The sequence below is a fragment of the Jejuia sp. G7-7 genome (assembly GCF_055808955.1).
In genome coordinates this window covers 1,485,356-1,505,878 of sequence record NZ_JBVVSZ010000002.1, presented here as the reverse complement: position 1 = coordinate 1,505,878, position 20,523 = coordinate 1,485,356, and the positions used below count along the sequence as shown (strand labels likewise).

General features: G+C 33.9%; 11 protein-coding genes, 2 pseudogenes and 1 riboswitch. Of the genes and pseudogenes, 5 read left to right on the top strand and 8 right to left on the bottom strand.

Going from position 1 to position 20,523, the window contains the following annotated elements; translation table 11 throughout:
• Positions 1 to 14: 14 nt before the first annotated feature.
• From AC0L5U_RS17155 to AC0L5U_RS17135, 5 genes and pseudogenes are all read right to left on the bottom strand, one after another.
• Positions 15 to 1,220, bottom strand: a complete 1,206-nt coding sequence (locus tag AC0L5U_RS17155) for a polysaccharide lyase family 7 protein (protein ID WP_473417671.1) — start codon at positions 1,218 to 1,220, stop codon at positions 15 to 17.
• A 101-nt stretch (positions 1,221 to 1,321) separates the two neighbouring features.
• Positions 1,322 to 2,489, bottom strand: a pseudogene (locus AC0L5U_RS17150) (trans-sulfuration enzyme family protein).
• 316 nt (positions 2,490 to 2,805) lie between these two features.
• Positions 2,806 to 4,515 (bottom strand): hypothetical protein, encoded by a 1,710-nt coding sequence (locus AC0L5U_RS17145; protein ID WP_473417670.1) that lies wholly within the window; start codon positions 4,513 to 4,515, stop codon positions 2,806 to 2,808.
• 21 nt (positions 4,516 to 4,536) lie between these two features.
• Positions 4,537 to 7,935, bottom strand: a complete 3,399-nt coding sequence (gene thrA, locus AC0L5U_RS17140) for a bifunctional aspartate kinase/homoserine dehydrogenase I (RefSeq protein WP_473417669.1) — start codon at positions 7,933 to 7,935, stop codon at positions 4,537 to 4,539.
• A 14-nt stretch (positions 7,936 to 7,949) separates the two neighbouring features.
• Positions 7,950 to 9,224, bottom strand: a complete 1,275-nt coding sequence (locus tag AC0L5U_RS17135) for an O-acetylhomoserine aminocarboxypropyltransferase/cysteine synthase family protein (protein ID WP_473417668.1) — start codon at positions 9,222 to 9,224, stop codon at positions 7,950 to 7,952.
• Between the two features lie 116 nt (positions 9,225 to 9,340).
• A riboswitch (SAM riboswitch) is annotated at positions 9,341 to 9,466 on the bottom strand.
• A 232-nt stretch (positions 9,467 to 9,698) separates the two neighbouring features.
• Between AC0L5U_RS17135 and AC0L5U_RS17130 the strand changes: the two genes are divergently transcribed.
• Entirely contained in the window at positions 9,699 to 11,240 is a 1,542-nt protein-coding gene (locus AC0L5U_RS17130) for a T9SS type A sorting domain-containing protein (RefSeq protein ID WP_473417667.1), read from the top strand.
• A gap of 95 nt (positions 11,241 to 11,335) precedes the next feature.
• On the opposite strand, the pseudogene AC0L5U_RS17125 reads toward AC0L5U_RS17130, so the two are convergent.
• Positions 11,336 to 12,879 (bottom strand): annotated as a pseudogene (locus AC0L5U_RS17125) (hypothetical protein).
• Between the two features lie 149 nt (positions 12,880 to 13,028).
• On the opposite strand from AC0L5U_RS17125, the gene AC0L5U_RS17120 reads away from it, so the two are divergent.
• From AC0L5U_RS17120 to AC0L5U_RS17110, 3 genes are all read left to right on the top strand, one after another.
• Positions 13,029 to 14,204 (top strand): 2-isopropylmalate synthase, encoded by a 1,176-nt coding sequence (locus tag AC0L5U_RS17120; RefSeq protein ID WP_473417666.1) that lies wholly within the window; start codon positions 13,029 to 13,031, stop codon positions 14,202 to 14,204.
• 68 nt (positions 14,205 to 14,272) lie between these two features.
• Entirely contained in the window at positions 14,273 to 15,391 is a 1,119-nt protein-coding gene (gene leuB / locus AC0L5U_RS17115; RefSeq protein ID WP_473417665.1) for a 3-isopropylmalate dehydrogenase, read from the top strand.
• A gap of 327 nt (positions 15,392 to 15,718) precedes the next feature.
• Entirely contained in the window at positions 15,719 to 16,591 is an 873-nt protein-coding gene (locus AC0L5U_RS17110) for a hypothetical protein (RefSeq protein ID WP_473417664.1), read from the top strand.
• A 10-nt stretch (positions 16,592 to 16,601) separates the two neighbouring features.
• On the opposite strand, the gene AC0L5U_RS17105 is transcribed toward AC0L5U_RS17110, so the two are convergent.
• On the bottom strand, positions 16,602 to 17,309 hold the full coding sequence (locus AC0L5U_RS17105) for an alpha/beta fold hydrolase (RefSeq protein ID WP_473417663.1): 708 nt from the start codon (positions 17,307 to 17,309) through the stop codon (positions 16,602 to 16,604).
• 190 nt (positions 17,310 to 17,499) lie between these two features.
• On the opposite strand from AC0L5U_RS17105, the gene AC0L5U_RS17100 reads away from it, so the two are divergent.
• Positions 17,500 to 18,027, top strand: a complete 528-nt coding sequence (locus AC0L5U_RS17100) for an ROK family protein (RefSeq protein WP_473417662.1) — start codon at positions 17,500 to 17,502, stop codon at positions 18,025 to 18,027.
• A 219-nt stretch (positions 18,028 to 18,246) separates the two neighbouring features.
• On the opposite strand, the gene AC0L5U_RS17095 is transcribed toward AC0L5U_RS17100, so the two are convergent.
• Positions 18,247 to 20,352, bottom strand: coding sequence for a beta-galactosidase (locus AC0L5U_RS17095; protein ID WP_473417661.1), 2,106 nt, complete (start codon positions 20,350 to 20,352; stop codon positions 18,247 to 18,249).
• Positions 20,353 to 20,523: the final 171 nt, after the last annotated feature.

Sequence of the window (20,523 nt, the reverse complement as noted above, 5' to 3'; positions counted from 1 at the left end):
TTTTTAAATCAACATCAATCTGTTGTATGAGATTTTTCCAAAGCATAAAAAGTAACCTGAGCATAATCATTATCATCTCCAGAGTTATTTAAATGATATAAACCAGCTTTAAAATACATATATTGACCTCCAACATTAAAGCCGCTATTTACCATATTTACAGTTTTAACAACATCATTTTTTCCTTCTCTAGAAATTGTAACGGTTAACAAATCTCCAACAACTTTTATGGTATATGTGAATTTTTCATTTAGGGCTATTCCATCTGATGGGTTAGAAGCACTATTACTTCTAGAACCTATCATCTCGTGCCATTGTTCATCTCCATTCCCATCAGTTGGCTCATGAGCAAAATAAATAGAACCTAAGGTATTATTCTTTAATTTTCTATAATAAATTCTAATGGGCTCATCACTATTAGCATGAATTTGACCAATAACTAAACGTCCAATATGGCTACTACTACCTGTTGTAGTCACGTGATTGACTGCAAGTGTAACAGTCATTTCTCCATCATAACCCGCAGCTGCATTTTTATCAGCTTCTGGGGCAGTACCAAAAACCCAGTTGTTCTTATTTACACCTTGCGTACTTATACTTGTATTAGTGCCTCTTAACATTTCACGCAGTTCTACTCTTACATAACTTGTATTAACAGAAGTTTTAAAGCCCTCTACTGGACATTTAAAAACCATACCGCCATCATCACCAGTATAAAAATAGTTATTGTTTTCATAATTATTATTAATCTGGCTAACGGTAATTGTAGTTGCTGTACCATTCCCTTTATCTTCTGGAATGCTTAAATTCCAAGTAGATAAATCAAAATTTTCTGAAGGTGCTTTACTTGCATCTAATCCTCCTGTATTTGGCTCTTTTCCAGCTTGAGAAATGGTTAAATCTCTTGATACATCTCCGCCTATGACACTAATTATTCCAGTACGTTTAACTTCCGTTGGGTTTGCAGACACAGTAATATTTATAGTTCCATTATTAGTTCCGTTTGTGGGAGTAAGGGTAATCCAATCGTTATTATTTTCAGTATACCAGTATAAATTAGCTGTTACATTAAGTGATTGTGTTTCTTGATTTGCTGAAAATTCAGAAACTGAAGACAAACTCAATTCTACAACTTTCTCTTCTTCATTTGAACCTTCTGAACTACAACTAATTATTGATATAAAAATTAGAATTGTAAAAATGATTTTTATTAGCTTCATAACATGTTTTTTACAAAAATAGTAACTTAACCTCTAAATTGGTTAACCAATTTAGAAAATCTTTGTAAAACGTTGAAAAACATGCTATACACCTATAAAAATTAACCCAAAGCCTGCTCCAAATCCGCAATAATATCATCAATATGTTCTAATCCTAAAGAACAACGCACCATACCATCCGTAATACCAGCAGCAGCTTTCACTTCTGGCTCAACTTTAGCATGTGTAGTACTTGCGGGATGTGTTACAATGGTTCTTGTATCGCCTAAATTAGCCGAAAGCGAACACATTTTAATAGCATTCAAAAACGTTCTACCACCATCTAAACCACCTTCCACTTCAAAAGCTACAATATTCCCACCAAGCTTCATCTGTTTTTTTGGCAATGTCATATTTTGGGTGCGACTTTAAAAACGGATATTTCACCCATTTCACTTTAGGGTGCGCCTCTAAATATTCAGCTAATTTTAAAGCATTTTCGCAATGCTTTTCAACACGAATCGCCAAAGTTTCCAATGATTTTGACAATACCCAAGCATTAAACGGACTCATAGCAGGTCCCGTTAATCTAGAAAACAAATAAATCTCACGAATCAAGTCTGCCTTCCCAACGGTAACACCACCAAGCACACGTCCCTGTCCGTCCATTAATTTTGTAGCTGAATGAATCACCAAATCCGCACCATGTTTTATCGGGTTTTGTATATATGGCGTTGCAAAACAATTATCAATAACTAGCAACACATTATGCTTTTTACAAATAGCACTCAAAAAATCCAAATCTAAAACGTCAACTCCAGGGTTGGTTGGTGTTTCCGCATAAATAAATTTCGTATTCGGTTTAATTAAACTTTCTATCGTTTCAACGTCGTTAATATTAAAATACGAACACTCAATATTCCACTTCGGGAAGTATTTAGTAAACAACCCATGCGTTGCACCAAACACCGAACTACAAGACACCACATGGTCGCCCGCATCCAGCAATGTTGCGAATGTTGAAAACACCGCAGCCATTCCACTCGCAAACGCAAAACCCGCCTCTGCGCCTTCCATCGCGCACACTTTATCTACAAATTCGTTAACGTTCGGGTTGCTGTATCGGCTGTATAAATCGCGTTGCTTTTCCTCTGCAAACGAGGCGCGCATGTCCTCCGCATCATCAAATACAAACCCCGAAGTTAAGTATAATGGTACCGAATGTTCCGAAAACTGTGTCGTTTCAGATTGTGTTCTTATCGCTTCCGTTTCAAAATGTTTTTTACTCACTTTTATGCTTTTAAATATTTTTTATTTGGGCATTCCCCTATCGGGTCGGGCTTTCCGTTCCAAGTCCTCGCACCTCTCCCGATAACTATCGGGATCGGGCTGTGGGCTTTCCTCTGCAATCCCTAATGCACTTGTTTGCTGGGGTTTGGTTTTAATCGAAACTTGTTGCTTGTTTGTAAGCTTTAGTTCTATTAACCCGCCTCTAACCCCTCCAAGGAGGGGAACTCATACTCTACATTTTTTAAGACCTGCGAGGTTTCCAAAACCTTGTAGGTCTGTTTTATAATTAAGACGTTACCTTTTAGAAACCTAAAAATTACCAGAAAATATATTTTCCACTTTGTTTTTCATATAAATTTCGTTCGTTTTTAAATCCCATTGTTTTTCTATACTGTTCGTCAAATATATCTCCAAAATCAGGTTGAGTTTTTAGTATGTCTATTTGCTCAATTTTCTTGGAATTAATCTTTTTAGATAAATATCCTCCACAAATTTCTAATTCATCTGAACACGTAATTTTACCGTGTAATTCTTCTCTGAAAATTAAAAAATCAATAAAATATTTTGGTTTTTTACCTTTTGCTATAAGGGTTAAAATAAAAATTTCTAAATCATCGTATTTAACTGCCCAAGGAAAAATATCATCTTCTCCTAAATCCAGAAGGTATGATAAATCATTTTGAACTAAACCAAAAGAATTAATGTTGACTATAATAGAAAAGCATTCCTTGATAGTTTTTGTATCAATCACTTCTAAAGTTTCATTTTTGTGATTCATAATTGTAAGAGGCTTTTTCTCTAATATTATACTTTCAACCCGTGAAGTTTGTTCATAGCCATATCCAATACAATTCTTAAAATCATCTTTTATTCTAGGAAATGCCTTTTCGGGATTTCTAAATGGTTCTCTGAGATTATATCCTTTTGCTTCAATAATAAAAGCATATTCTTTCCAAATAATTAAGATGTCTTGTTCGCAACCATTAATATAATAACTCTTAAATATTTTTGCATCTTCACCAAAAAATTTACGGAAAAGGTCAACTATATTTTTTTCCAATAAATCCCCTTTTAGCTTTAAGTATTTATTTTTTCTATTACTATCTTTTGTTACGTCTTTCTCCAGTAAATTGTTAATTGAATGAATTGCTTGTTTTACATCAAAAATTTGATACATTCCATTTTCAATGTCAAAAATCGGATAATCATAAAGAGGATTCCCCGGGTTTGTTTCTGTATAATACGTAAAATCCTTTGCGTTTCTTTTAACAGAAATAAATTGAAGTATTTTATTAACTTTATCTAAAGTGAGGTTATTAGAAACTAACTCTTTCGGATAGAAACGGTCTTTCATTCCTTTATCTATCATAAACTTTGACCTAACTTCATATTCTTTCGGAATGCTATCTCGAAAGAATTCTGGTAAACTTTTGTCATATCCAGATTCAATACTCGTGTATTCAGCCCAATTTTCTCTTAATAAATCATTGTTTGTAGAATAACCTTGAAAATTTGTTTGTACAAGTTTATCTAAATTGTCATAAAATGTAATAAAATCTGCTGTATTGAGTCCGTGTTCATCTAGTAAATATTCATCAAAGTGAGTAAATAAATCGACAACCCAATTGATTATTTGTTCTTCAAAATTTAGATGTCCTACGTTGAAGTATGTAAGAAATGATGGGATGGCAACTTCCCTAACTTTTTTCCACTCATCAAAGTCATCATCTTTACTAAATTCAATTAAAACTTTTTGGTACTCAATTTCTATTTCATTTAACAATGCGACTATTTCTTTCCATTTTTCAGGATCGTATACATAGTCAGTTCCATTATCGCTATTTGTTGAGATATTTAAACCTGCCAAATAATAGAGTTGTCTCATTGGCGAAGAAAGTTGTCCAAGTTCATCGTACGCTCTTTCTCTTCCGCTATGCATCAAAAAAGCCATATCACCCAAAAACCATTTAGCATCATAACTTGATACAAGATTTTTTAGTTGTTCAGATTTTTCTTTTAAACTCATCAGTTTATTGATTTTGACTAACTAATTAATATGCTTACTCAACCTCAAAATATCTCCAAAAACACCACGTGCCGTAACTTCCGCACCAGCTCCTGCTCCTTGAATCACAATCGGTTGCTCACCGTAACTTTCGGTAAAAATCTCAAAAATAGCATCACTTCCTTTTACATGTCCCAAAGTGCTATCCTCTGGAATGGATACTAATTTCACTTCCAAATTCCCTTTATCTTGTGATAAATCTCCCGATAAATCCCCAACATAACGCAATACATGCCCTTCTTTCTGCTCGTCTTTCAACTTTTGATATTGCTCGTCTAAAACGGCTAACTGACTCAAAAACTCCTCCACCGAAATGTCTCTGTAAGCCTCAGGAATCAAATTCAACACTTCAACATCTTCAAACTCATTTTGCAAATCTAACTCTCTTGCAAGAATTAATAGCTTCCTAGCCACGTCATTTCCTGAAAAATCCTCACGAGGGTCTGGTTCTGTAAAGCCTTTATCCACCGTTTCTTGAATAATAGCACTAAACGGCTTGTCTTCCACAGAAAAATTATTGAACAAATAACTCAACGTTCCCGAAAACACACCTCTAATTCGCGTAATATTTTCACCAGATTCGTGCAATAACTTAATGGTGTCAATTAAAGGCAATCCTGCACCAACCGTGGTTTCGTATAAATATTGTTTGTTGTTATTTTCAAGTTGAACTCGTAACTCTTTATAAAAATCATGAGATACCGTATTGGCAACTTTATTTGACGACACTAAATCGAAACCTGCTTCAATCAACGAAACATAATTCTGATAAAACTCAGAACTCGCCGTATTATCCACCGCAATTAAATTTTCTAAATGGTGGTTTTTAGCATAAGTGATGATATCGTCTATAGAACTTTCATACGCACTATGCTTAATCGCATCCTGCCAATTCGTTTTCACACCATTTTTATCTAAAATAAGCTTTCTAGAATTCGCAATCGCAAACACATTCAAATTAATGCCTTTGCGTTTTTCAATATCATCTTTCGATTTTAAAATCTGATTTATTAATGCACCACCAACACCACCATGACCAAAAATAGCAATGTTTATCTTTTTCGAAATTCCAAAAACTTCACCATGAATCACATTTACCGCTTTGTGCAGTTGTGATTTTTTAACCACCAAACTCACATTCTTTCCAGTAACCGTATTATTAAACAATAACGGTGTAATCTGGTTTTTAATTAAGGCATTAAATGGTTTATGGAACGAACTCAACTCAATTCCAATAATCGAAATAACCGCAACATCATCAATAACATCAATTTTATTTACATCTTGCGAATAGAAATCACTTTCAAACTCACGCTCTAAAGCAATAACCGCCTGAGTGGCTTGGTCTGCATCGATAATAAGTCCAATACCTCTTTCCGAAGACCCTTGAGACACGATGCTTACACTAATTCCGTATTTACTCAATGCGCCAAAAATACGTGCATCTACACCTATTTTTCCGAGTAAACCACGGCCTTCTAAATTCAGCAACGCTACATTATCTAAAATGGATAACGACGTCACTTCTTTAGTACTTGGTCTTGCAGTAATTAGCGTCCCTTCATCATCTGCATTAAAGGTATTTAAAATACGAAGGTTGATATTTTTTTCAACTAAAGGAATAATGGTTTTAGCATGTAACACCGAAGTCCCGAAATTTGCTAACTCATTCGCTTCACTAAACGATAATTCTCGTATTTGTTTTGCATCTGGAACCAACCCAGGATCTGCGGTATAAATACCACTAACATGCGTATAATTCTGTAGTTCTTCTGCATCTAAAAAATTAGCGATTAAAGCAGCGGTATAATTACTCCCGTTGCGTCCTAAAGTAGTGGTCTCATTCTTTAAATTTGAAGCAATAAAACCTGTAACTACATTAACAACATCCTTATTTTTACTAAAATAAACCTGAGTGTTTTCTTTGGATAATTTTGATATTGGTTGTGCATTACCAAAAGATTCATCGGTTTTTATGAGTTCACGCGCATCGGTTGCTTTAGCACTAATGCCATGTTCATTTAAGAGATTTGCAATCAGTTTTACAGATAATAATTCGCCTTGAGCCAAAATATTATCTTTCGTCTTTTTGCTGTAATCACGCAACAAACTCACCCCTTCAAACAACTTATCTAAAACCGAAAATTCTTCAGAAAAATCGATAGTTTTCAACGGCTCAGTTTGATATGCTTTAAAGGCTTCTAAATCCTCTTGATAGGGCTCCCCTTTTAGCGCTTTGTTCAAAATAGCTTCTAAATCATCTGTTGCTGAACCTCTTGCGGATACTACAACAGAAATTCTATCACCTGCAGCAACTTTATTTTTTATAATCGAAAGTACCGTGTCTAAGCCTTTTCCGTTGGCTAAAGATTTCCCTCCAAATTTTAATACCTTCATTGGTTTTCTTTTAGAATGTGGCACAAAAATGCCTTCTACAATTTTTTCTAATTGGTCGTACTCCATTAAAAATGCATCATGCCCGTGCACCGAATGAATTTCGTTATAAGTCACATTAGGATGCGTTAATGCCAACTGCTTATGGGTTTCTCGGTTTTCTTCTGCGGTAAAAAACAAATCAGAATCTACACCTACAATATGAATTTTGGCTTCAATATTTTCAAGCACGTTAAAGTTACTCGCTCTACCCTTTGTTACATCAATAGACTTTAACAACTGATTCATCAATTTGTAAGCTGATAACTGAAAACGCTCCTGTAACTTTTTACCATGATGTAACAACCAACTCTCGACATTAAAAATCTCTAAGTCATCATTTTTAGAACGCTGAAAACGTTCTTTAAAAGACTCTGGCGTGCGGTAACACAACATGGCATGCATACGCGCATCGTGTACAGGATGCTTAGAGTTTAATAAAAACTGCTCTTGAATTTGGCAATTGGCAATCAACCAATCTGTAGATTTCCAATCAGTAGCTACCACTATTAAATGCTCTGTGAAATCAGGGGCTAAAACTGCCATTTCCCATGCAATGCCACCACCTAAAGAGCCGCCAATAGTTGCAAATAATTTTCCTGTATTGAGTTCTTTTAAGCCTTCTAAAAAGAGTTTCGCAACATCACGAGCCACAAAATCTTTGTAATTATCAATCACAAAACCATCAAAACCGTTCCCGGGAATATTAAAGGCTAAAACCGTGTAAAGTTTGGTATCAATAACTTTGTCATCGCCCACCAAATCTTTCCACCAACCATCATCGCCTGCAACTTCACTATTTCCCGTAAGTGCATGATTAACCAACACAATTGGCGCACTTCCCAAAGCCTTACCAAAAACTTGGTAGCTTAACTTTATTTCAGGATTCAGTACGCCACTTTCTGTGGTGTAATTATTAATGATGATATGTTGCAATGGATGCTTCAACTTTTAATTACTTTTTAGATTTTAGCAAATGCCTGCTTTAAATCGGCTTTTAAATCTTCTATATCCTCAATACCTACAGATAGTCTAATTAAATCTGTTGACACACCTGCCGAAGCTTGTTCTGCTTCATCCAATTGTTGATGTGTTGTACTTGAAGGATGAATAATTAATGATTTAGTATCTCCAATATTCGCTAATAAAGAAAATATCTGAGTTTCATCTGCAATCGTTTTTGCAGCATCAAATCCGCCTTTATGACCAAAGGTTACAATACCACTTTGTCCTTTTGGTAAATACTTTTTAGCCAAAGCATTGTATTTACTGCTCTCTAATCCTGGATAGTTTACCCAAGCTACTTCATCTTGCGCCTCTAACCATTTTGCTAATTCTAAAGCGTTTTCACTATGTTGCTTTATTCTAACTGGTAATGTTTCTAAACCTTGAATAATGTTGAATGCATTTGTTGGACTCATAGCGCCACCAAAATCTCTTAAACCTTCTAAAATTAATTTGAATGTGTAAGAGGCTGCACCTAAAACTTCATGGTATTTTAATCCGTGGTAACCCGCTGATGGTTCTGTAAATTCAGGGAATTTACCGTTTGCCCAATTGAATGTTCCAGCGTCAATTATTGCACCTCCTAGAGATGTTCCTTGTCCGCCAATATATTTGGTCAATGAATGGATTACAATATTTGCTCCATGCTTAATTGGGTTTAATAAAGCTGGTGTAGCTACAGTATTATCTACAATAAAAGGTACTCCTGCTGCTTTTGAATGTGCTGCAATAGCTTCCAAATCTAAAACATCAAGTTTTGGATTTCCTAAAGACTCCACAAAAAAGGCTCTCGTATTATCTTGAACAGCATCCGCAAAATTATCAGGATTTGAAGCATCTACGAATGTTGTTGTAATACCTAATCTTGGAAGCGTAACGCTTAATAAGTTATAAGTACCACCATATAGGCTACTTGACGCCACAACATGGTCGCCTGCTTTTAATAGCGTTAATAAACCTGTTGCAATAGCTGCTGTTCCTGAAGCAAAAACTACGGCACCAATACCACCTTCTACAGCTGCTAAACGCTCTTGTAAAATTTGGTTTGTTGGGTTGTTTAAACGTGTGTAAATAAATCCTAATTCTTGTAAAGAAAATAGGTTTGCCGCGTGGTCTGAATTATTAAACACATAAGATGTAGTTTGGTAAATTGGTACCGCTCTTGCGCCTCCGTTTGCTGCTACATCATGACCTGCGTGTAATGCGTTTGTTGCTAATTTTTGATCGCTCATTTTTCTAGTTTTTTTGAATTAATAAATTAAACCAAAAGCCAAAATATGCTACTTATGCAGCTTACTTAATAGAAAAATGTTATAAAGAGTTTAAATTACAGTCAGTAATTTGTTTGGGGTTATCTATCTAAACACCAATAGATGAATTGGTAATTCAAGTAGAATTTAGCACCTTCTTTAATAAGTTTAAAGGGTTGCTAAGGTTTCACAGGGTCTAATCCCTCCACCTTTCTTGATAACATTTCAATATGTTTTTTGAACTTTGTGACTGCAAATATCGTTCAGAAAAGTTAATCTGCAAATTTTTTAGAAGAAATTTTAATATTAACATAAAAATGATTAGTTCTTACCTCCTCAAAATACGTATTTAACCGTTGAAAAACATAGTAATAACTTACAATTCAAAAAAAAATTGACAAATATTCTAATAATTTAGCATACTTTTGCGGTTATCAACCCCAAATAGTAACAATTATGAAAATAAAATTACTCTACTTAATTTCACTTATTTGCGTATTTGGTTATGCTCAACAAAATGAAAGTGATTATTATAACCCAGACCTTAACGCAACAGCTACACAAACGATTAGTAATTTAACTGGTGTAGAATCTGCAGCTGACAGTAATACACTTAATGCAGCGATTACAGCACTTTCTAATACACAGAATGCTGGGAAATTTGGTGGCACAATAACAGTTATGCCTAATGGCGGCATCACAACATTTTATTTAGAAGATATTGATATTAAGAGCAATATACATCTAAAAATACATTCGAGTATAACCTTAATACCTCAAACAATTGGAGGTAGAATATTTATATCTGGTATAGATAATTTTGTTGAAAACGTTGCTCTTACCAGTACCAACGAAGATTCAGCTGATAAAAACGATGCTTTTAAAGTCATTTTAAGAGAAGCTATAAATGAAAATGAATCTGTTTTAAGGCTTGGAGATGTAAAAAACTTTAAAATATCTGGAATGGATATTCAAGATAAAAAAACAAAAATATCTTGTATAACTATGTCTATTGGCGGACCTACAATTGACAAAACTAACGTACCAACAGACGGCGTTGTAAAAAATCTTTGGGGAGATGACATGCATGTTGGCTACGGTTTAATACAAGCCCAATCTGCCAAACATGTCTATTTTAAAAATTTACATGGAACAGGAGGCATAACACTACGCTTAGAGTCTGGAAATAACCAACACATTCAAGATACAAATAGATCTGTAGATGAAGTATATGCAGAAAACATATCTGTTACTGATGGAGATGCAGCTTTAAATTTATCTCCTCACAGGTCTAATCAAGGTAGTGTAGATGCCATCGGTATAAAAGCTTACAATTCTACCTGGGCAGTCCAAACTGCTGCTGGTTTTATTGGTACAGAAGGTTCTGACCCACCATTTGCAAATAATAAGGGAACTTATGAAAGCGTTAATATAATCATTGAAGAAATTCAGGGTGGTTTTAATGCTCAAATAAAAAGTAAAGATTTTAAATACTTTAAAAAATGTAATCCAACAGAATGGCAACGTTTAAAAGATGCTTTTACCCCACAAGTAAAAGCTACTGAAGCGAGTGTTAGAGGAAATTCTATTGCCGCTGGAAGAATTACTGCCATGATAGATTGTACAGGTGGTGCTAGTGAAGGCTGCTATAATGTTAATATTACATATCCGTCGCCTGCAAATATATCAGGCAGTTTTGAGTTAAACCCAATTGGTTATGGTTCAGTTGCTCCAGATTGTTCAACATTATCTCTACAAGTTAACAACGAAGAATCCACTAGCATTTACCCAAACCCTGCCTCTAACGTTATTTATGTAAAAGGCTTGCAAGGAAACACAATAAAAATAATAGGCCTACAAGGAAATGTTATTAATAGCTCAATAATAAAAAATAAAATTGAAACTATTAATGTTTCGTACTTAACACCTGGCTTATATTTATTGTCTGGTGAATCTTCAACAGGAAATACGAGTACTCAAAAACTCATTATAAAGTAATATTTAACCTAATACAACTAAAATTAATAGTCGTCTGAAAAAAATATTTTTTTCAGACGACTATTAATTTTAAAATGCTGTAATTGAGTAAAACGCTACGCTAAGGAAGTTCCAAACTTATCGCGAATAATAGTACCAATAGGTCGACTTTCTATTTTGGACTCTAACCAAGAAATAATATCTAAATATAGGAACGCACGACTTTGATAAGGGTCGTCTTCAAACTCCTTGAGTTTTTTATGCAACTTAATGAATTCCCCTTTTACTTCGTGCGGATAAATATCTCCCAAACCGCGTAAAAATTTGATAAATTCTTTTTGAACTTCATACAAATCTTCCATTTTAATCAGGAACTTGTATGTGCTCCTAATTAGAACATCCAAATTATAGTCTAAACCTGCTTCGTAATGCGCTACAAGGTTTAAAATTCTAGAGAAACACAGTAAATCTTCTCGCATTTGTAACGACTTATTACTAATTATTTTTTCTAGGAAATAAATACATTTTTTGTTCTCGCCAGCTCCAAAATACATACTAGCCATTTTATAATAAAACACCATAATGTGGTGCTCGTCTATGCGGTTTTGGTAGTTTTTTAATTGTTCTAAAACTTCATCAATTAACGGTAAACCTTCCTGAAAACTACCTTCAATAAAATGAAGATTGAATTTATTGTTATAGATAAACAGAAATGCTAATGCCTCATTATTATCATCTAAAGGAAACCATTTTTCTTGGGTAATTATTTCAAAATTAGATAATGTTTCTTTGAATTTTTCGTGCTGACGCAGATAAAATAAAGCTTCTAATAAATAATGGTTTCCTCGTAAAAAAACACAGGATTCAACACGATCATATCCTTGTTATCATAAAACAAATTAACCCATTTAGAGGCGTACTTATAGCATGATAAAAAATCTACTGTTAAAAAACTATACCATAACTTTGCTTTATACAACCATAATTTTTCTCGAAAACCTAAAGTATTTATATCATATTTTGGCAATCTATCTTGATAATATTTGGTAATAATTTGATGTTCTTCATCATTCTTTACATAGCCTCTTTTTAAAAATAAACCATATAATTGTAGCGATAAGTTGGACAATTTACTTGCCAAAACATTCTGTAAGCTTAGCTCTTTGGCCTGAATTGTCAACTCATCTGCCCTATTGCTGATACTTCTTGTAATGTATTGCGATTCAATAACTTTTTCTAACTCTACAATTTCGTATGCGGCATTTTTTTCCTCGTTAGCAATGGCTAAATTTTTGGCTTTATCAAGAATTTTCAAACTCTGTTTGTACAAACCCTTATGATATAAAATAGTCGCAAAATCAAGCTGTTCTCGAATTTGAATTCGGATATCTTGATGTGACGGATTTAAACGCAAACTGATCAAAATCTGCTTATACAAATGTGCCTTTAGATTTGATAATTGTTGTTTTTTAACAATACCCTTTTTCAAAATTGCAGCCTCATCATAGCGCTTCAACTTATCCATTATATTGAAGAGCATCAAAAACTTAGAGTCTTCGTTTACACCCAGTCGACCAACGTATAGTTTGAACTGTCGCTTTTCAGATTTTGAAAGCGATTTCACCAAAACAAATAAATTATCTTTTTGCGCTTTTGTCATAGTCATAAAATCAGTTTTAAAAACTTGATTTTCAGTTGTTTAAATTCAATATACAATGGTTAAACATCGTAAAAAAGAGTATTGGAGTAGTACTTTTTACGAAACCAAAATATACATTCGTAGAACAATAAGAAAATATATTCTAATAAATGTCTGATAATCACGTTCAAATTTTCGATACCACGCTTAGAGATGGCGAGCAAGTTCCTGGCTGTAAGCTAAATACAGATCAAAAACTAGTAATTGCAGAACAACTTGATAAATTGGGAGTTGATATCATAGAAGCAGGATTTCCTGTTTCAAGTCCTGGTGATTTTAAATCGGTTGAAGAAATATCAAAAATAGTAAAAAACGCAACGGTTTGTGGTTTAACACGATCTGTTGAAAACGATATAAAAGTAGCTGGAGCTGCATTAAAATATGCTAAGAAACCAAGAATCCACACAGGAATTGGTACTTCAGAATCTCACATAAAATTTAAATTTAAATCTACCCAAGAAGATATTATCGAACGTGCAGTTAAAGCTGTAAGTTATGCCAAATCTTTTGTGGAAGATGTTGAGTTTTATGCTGAAGATGCTGGTAGAACCGATAATGAATATTTAGCAAGAGTTTGTGAAGCTGTTATTAAAGCAGGCGCAACAGTTTTAAATATTCCAGATACAACTGGATATTGCTTACCAAGCGAATACGGTGCAAAAATTAAGTACCTAAAAGAGAATGTAAAAGGAATCGACAAAGCAATTTTATCGTGCCATTGCCATAACGATTTAGGTTTGGCTACTGCAAACTCTATTGAAGGTGTTATAAACGGTGCACGTCAAATAGAATGTACTATTAACGGTATTGGTGAGCGCGCAGGAAACACCGCTTTAGAAGAAGTTGTAATGGTACTCAAACAACATCCTTACTTAAATTTAGATACAAAAATTCAAACAGAAATGTTATATGGTATTAGTCAATTGGTATCAGATAGCATGGGGATTTATACTCAACCGAACAAGGCTATTGTTGGTGCAAATGCTTTTGCTCACAGTTCTGGAATTCATCAAGACGGCGTAATAAAAAACCGTGAAACTTACGAAATAATAGATCCAAAAGATGTGGGCGTTAACGAATCTGCAATTGTTTTAACTGCAAGAAGCGGTAGAGCAGCATTAGCATACAGAGCTAAAATTATTGGTTACGAATTAACAAAACTACAATTAGATGAAATCTATACCAACTTCTTAGATTTCGCCGATAAGAAAAAAGAAGTTGACGATAACGACATTCATAAAATAATCGAGAGCAGTAAGGTATACAAAGAAATTGTATCCTCTTAATCGAAAAAATTTTAATTTTAAGTTCTAACATTTAACTTTACAGCACCATTTTTAATAAAGTAATTTAAATGAAATTAAGTATAGCTGTTTTACCAGGAGATGGTATTGGACCAGAAGTAACCGCCGAGGCGGTAAAGGTACTTAAGGCTATAGCTTTGGCTTTCGAACATACATTTAATTTCCAATACGGTTTAGTTGGTGCTGCTGCAATTGATGCAACAAAAAACGCGCTACCAGAGGAAACTATAGACCTTTGCAAAAAAGCAGATGCGGTTTTGTTTGGCGCCATTGGAGATCAATCCTATAACGTTGATCCCAATGCCAAAATTCGCCCAGAACAAGGACTTTTAGGTATCCGCAAAGCATTAGGCTTACACACCAATATTCGTCCTGTAATAGCTTATGAAGATTTATTAAACAAATCCTCGCTTAAAGTAAAACAGATTAAAGACACCAATATTTTAATTTACCGCGAATTAACAGGAGGTATTTATTTTGGCGATCGAAAATTAAGTAAAGATGGTAATACTGCATCAGATGTTTGTGAGTACCACCGTTTTGAAATAGAGCGTATTGCACATGCCGCGTTTAAAGCAGCTCAATCCAGAAAACGCAAATTAATGTTAGTGGATAAAGCCAACGTTTTAGAAACCTCTAGACTTTGGCGTCGTGTTGTGCAAGAGGTAGCAACACACTATCCTAATGTGACGTTAGACTATATGTTTATTGATAACGCCGCAGTAGAATTAATTATGAATCCCAGACAGTTTGATGTGATTTTAACCGAAAACATGTTTGGAGATATCCTATCCGAAGAAGCTAGCGTTATCGTTGGTTCTATAGGTTTATTGGCATCTGCCTCTCGTGGCGATAAACACGCTATGTTCGAGCCTATTCACGGTGCATTATCCAAAGCAAAAAACAAAGGAACCGCAAACCCAATTGCATCTATTTTATCCGCTGCTATGTTGTTAGATCATTTCGATTTGGCAGACGAAGCAGCCTTGGTGCGTGAAGCAGTAGATAAATCGTTAAAACTGCACATTACTACACCTGATTTAAACACAAAATACGATAATATTACCACAAGTAAAGTAGGCGATTTTATCGAAGATTTTATAAACAACCCAGAAGAAACTAATCTAAACTTTACCAACATACATTTAGGACAATCCACTATTATTTAATTATTTGAATTAGTCACCAATAAGTTAAATACGCTAAACTAAACTAAAGGAGACGTCCGGAATTAAGAGCACTTTTAAGGTGCTCTTTTTCTTTTATGAGTTTTTATCAAATATTAATTTGGGTGTTACCCAGAAATGGGATGGGGCTTTCCTATTCTATCCTTAACACAGAAGAAAACCTAGTATTCTACTTGATGTTTGTTCTTATGTTAGAATAGAATTATATTTAGAGTACTGATTCTAAAAACATATTCTTTAAAGATATTAAACAAGAACATTGTTACCCCAATAATAAACTATGTTATATTCATGCAGAAATTTTCATTTATGAAAAAAATACACTTTTTAATTCTATTACTAATTCCAATTGCTGGGTTTAGTCAAAACATTTTTCTTACTGAATATCAGAAAGCAGAAATACTCTTGCGATTAAATAAAATTGATTCAGCTTTTGTAAAATTCAAAGAACTTGAAATAAAATTACTCAAAAAGGATACTTTATACAAATATGCGCTTTGGTACAAAGTAATGACAGCAACTCACTTAGAAGAAACCAATCGATTTCAAGAAAAGTATGATAAATCCCTTGAGTTTGGAATTGAAGCACTTGAAGGAATTAAAAAAGGTTTGAAAATATTTGATAAAGACTTTGCTAAAAGAAAATATTTTATGATCAAAAACATTATTGTTTCTAATTATGGTTTAGGAAATTTTGAAGAAGGTAAAAAGTGGAAAGAAAAATTGTATGAAGCAAAAAAGAATAATTTATTACCCGAAGGCATTGACGAATATTTTAATTATGACTTTTTTAAGTTTGAAGACAAAAATGTTTGGGGTTATGAATGGTATGCTGATTTACCCGAAGATAGATTTTCAAGTAGTTTCACAAAAGTTGTTTATTATGTTTACAGCACTAATTCAGATGGCTCTGATAAAGACCAACTTTATAGATTACACGTTTTAATGTTTCATGGAGATAATGATAATTTTGATTATGTCATGGACAAACGACTGGAAACTAAAACAGAAGATATTAGCGGAACTTTATATTCATATAGATATAAAAAAGATATCGATTTTGAAAAACTAAAAAAAGATGTAAAAGAGATTTTAAAAGGCAACCTAAAATCTGACACAAAAAGAACAATGACAAAAACTAAAGACGGAAAAACAAAGGTTGATATCGAAATTAAAAACTAAAAAAAATATCTCAATTACTTCCCCCAATCCCCAACAACATCTCAGAAAGCTCATTCGGTGCAGACCATTGTGCATTATGGTCAGCTGTTAATAATAAAACTGACCACCCCTTATCCTTTGCACGTTTTGCTTGAGAAGCAAAGCCATCCTTTTTAGGGTCTTTATTTTTTTCTACAGTTAAAATAAAAGTAGTTGGGATTTTTAAACGGTCAGGATTTTTCAAAACAATTTTGTCTGTCCATGTTTTTACAGAATGGGGCACATCTTTAGGTGCTTTTGCATCTTTATCTACCCATTGTGGTATTAAAAAACCATCCTCTATCTTTAGCCCATCTAGCTTGTCATTATTAAAAACAGATACCGAACTCTCTCCATTTTCAGGTACTGCAGCATCTAAATACACTAACTTACTTATACGCTCTGGTATTTTATCAGCTACACCTGTAACTACCATACCTCCATAGCTATGACCTACTAGGACAATATTGTGCAAATCTTCATATAGAATGGTATTTACAATGTCCATTATATGCGTATCTAAACCAATTGTATTGGATGCCAAATGTGCTCGCTCTCCTTGACCGGTCATCGTTGGACGATACACAATAGCCTTTTTACTAGTCATTAATGAATCTACTTCCTTAAAGGCCCAACCTCCACCCCAAGTACCATGCACAAGGACGTAAACTTGTTTAGCTTCAGATTTTTGAGCATGCAACTTCTGGCAACACATTGAACCTAATAAAAGAATACTGCCTAAAAAAATGTAATAGTCTGTTTCATAATCACTAAAGTTAATGATTTTATAGTTCTCTTTAGTATCATTTTAAAAATCAAGAATCACTATACAGTTTCATCAACTAAAAATACTTTTAGTTGATTTGAAACAGATCTTTAAATCATTTTTCATGGAAGTATTAGGAGTAGATATTGGAGGAACAGGAATGAAAGGCGCTTTGGTTGATACCAAAACAGATAAACGCATTACAGAACGCTTTAGAATTCCTACTCCAAAATCTAGAAAACCGAATGACATGGCGCAAGCATTTGGCGAGATTGTAAAGCACTTTAATTATGAAGGCCCTGTTGGTTGTGGATTTCCTACCATAACAAAATATGGTGTTTGTAAATCTACCAGCAATTTGCATAAAAGTTGGCTAAATATTGATATAAGAGATTTGTTTTCCAAAGCTTGCGGACAACCAATTACTGTTGTTAATGATGCCGATGCTGCTAGATATGCTGTAATGAACTACGGTATTGGAAAAGACAAAATGGGCTTGGTTATCATGATTACAATTGGTACCGGATTAGGAAGTGGTGCGTTTTATAAAAGAAAACTTTTACCAAATTTTGAATTAGGGCAAATACCTTATAAAAAGCATAAAAAAATTGAACGCTGGGCAGCAGCTTCTGTCAAAAAAAGAAGGATTTAACCTATAAAAAATGGGAAGAGAAACGTTTTAACATATTTTTAGAATTAGTAGAAACAATAGCTTGCCCAGATTATATTATACTGGGCGGAGGCACTTCCAAACACTTTGATGAATTTAAAAAATACATTAAAATTAACACTCCTGTTGATGCGACCCGTTTAGGAAATCACGCAGGGATTATAGGAGCAGCTGCTGCGGTATTACATTAAACTTGAAATTTTATTTACTATTCCCATTCCTATATTCATACATACTATATGTAGTTTCTCTAATTTTATCTATTAATGCCTCATGAGGGTTATCACAAATATCTACTAATCCAACATTGTAGTTCTCACCATCAAAACGACCAGTTAATGGTTGATCTATATATTGAAACCAATGAGCACCGACTATATGCGGATTTCTGAGTGCACTTTCAATATATTTCTGATATTTCACACCTCTATCTTCTTGGCTTTCTGCTGCTTTAACACCTACGTGAAAACTACCCCTATCTAATGCTCCAAAGTGAAATTCTCCAATTATAATTGGCATATCTACTCCTTTTGGTAAACCAACATGCTCTACACTATATTCATATTTATTAAAACTCATAATATCCATGTATTTACCTGCAGCTTTTAACACTTCAGAATTATTTGCCCATGCAAATCTACAACCCAAATAATTTTGATGGGGCGCTATTTTTTTCAGTTCTTCATTTAAGGTTTTGAAATAAGTATCGGCTATCTTTTCGTAAAAAGAGGCAAGATCATCATGCGCCTTTGATTTATCAGGTTCTGTTGTGGTTTTTAATAAATCTTTCCAAGTTTTATGCTGTGTTCCCCAAACTTTATTTAGAGTTTCGATAGTTTTATATTTCTTTTTTAAATCTTTTATAAACTCTTGTTTAGCAACTTGTGTTTCAGAACTACGTAAAACACCCAAAGCCAAAGAGCCTAAATCTCCCCAAGCTAATTCATTATCCACAAAATAACCTATACACCAAGGATCTCCAGCACCTAGCTTTTGAGCTGCCATTGAAGCTTTAACTGATTTTCTGAATTCAGGATCAAATACATCATGAAACTTACCCCAAAACCCTTTTGAACCTTCAATTTTAGGTGTATTTTTAATCCAAATAGAACCTACGTATGGTGTTTTACGTTGCGCAATAGTGCCGCTTTCTGAGACAAAACCAATTGTATTTAGTCCCCAGTTTTTAAATCTTTTGTGAACCAAATCTCCAAAATCATTTAACCAATCATTGCCATAGATTTTATACAAATTTGATTTATAGAAGTTATAATGTGTATACTCATCCATAGTACTGTAAATACCATGTGACGCCCTTTTACCTTTTCCGTAAAAGTCTCCAAATTCCGTGTCTCTACCAGGAATATCTTCAAAATAATGCTTCCTATCTGTTATTCCAGTCCGTGTACTTCTAGGGTCTACACAATTAACTCCAGCTGACCAAAACAAATACCCTTCTGGATCTACCATCCACCATTTGTCGTTATACTTCTCTGTTCTAAAAAAACCTGTTGCTTTTAGTTTAGGTCCATCTTTCCAACCTCCATACTTACTTCTATGCACAGCTTCGTTTTTATGAGTTTCAAGGTGCGCTGTATTTGTTTGCGTACTTTGCTTTAATTCCTCAAGATTATGCACTTTACCTTTCCAATCTTTATGCTTGTATTGTCCAAATTTATCCACAAAAGGAAAGAAACCTGTTGTGTCTCGTTCAGTCAACAATCCTTCAGCCCTTATATTATCTACCGTAAAACTATTGCTTGTTACAGCGTAACGTGAGCAAAACGTAATTTCTTTAATAGCTTCAATATCAGTTTTTAACTCACCTGGTGTTCCCCTCATTCCCACAATTTCAAATTGTGGTTTGTACACCCAGGGAGTCCAAGCTAAATCTACCGTAACTGTTTTAGTCTCTCCTGGAAGCAAATCAACATAATTAGAGCAATACCATTTAATTAATCCATCAGGGTCATTACCAACATACATTTCTGCTTGAACATAAGCATCTCCAATATTAGTTACATCTGCTTTTACTTGATAATAGCCCTCAAGCCCCCAAGATTCTGAGCTAGGTTTGGTTATTTTTACTGCTGGTTTTGTAGAAGCTCTACCGGTTGATAATACCAGTTTTCCATCTTCAATTGTGTGCGAAGCATCAGTAATGTTTTCTACCTTTACTTTTGCTTCATCGTTAAAATCAAATAAAGTAAGTACTTCTGGTTTTTCAATTTTAGTTTCTTTCTTGCATGAAGTAATTAAAATTAGAGCAAGAAAAATAAGCCCAAGTTGTGTGGTATATTTACTCATATTGGTTTTTAGTTGATTAGTATTTTCTTATTTAGTACCCGACTAAAGATATACCAAACGAATAAAAAAACACTATTTACCAACTAGGCAAAAACTCAACACTAAATATTTGGCAACGTAATGTCACTTAACTTTCAGTATCATAAAAAGAAAATGATTAAAACAAAATTT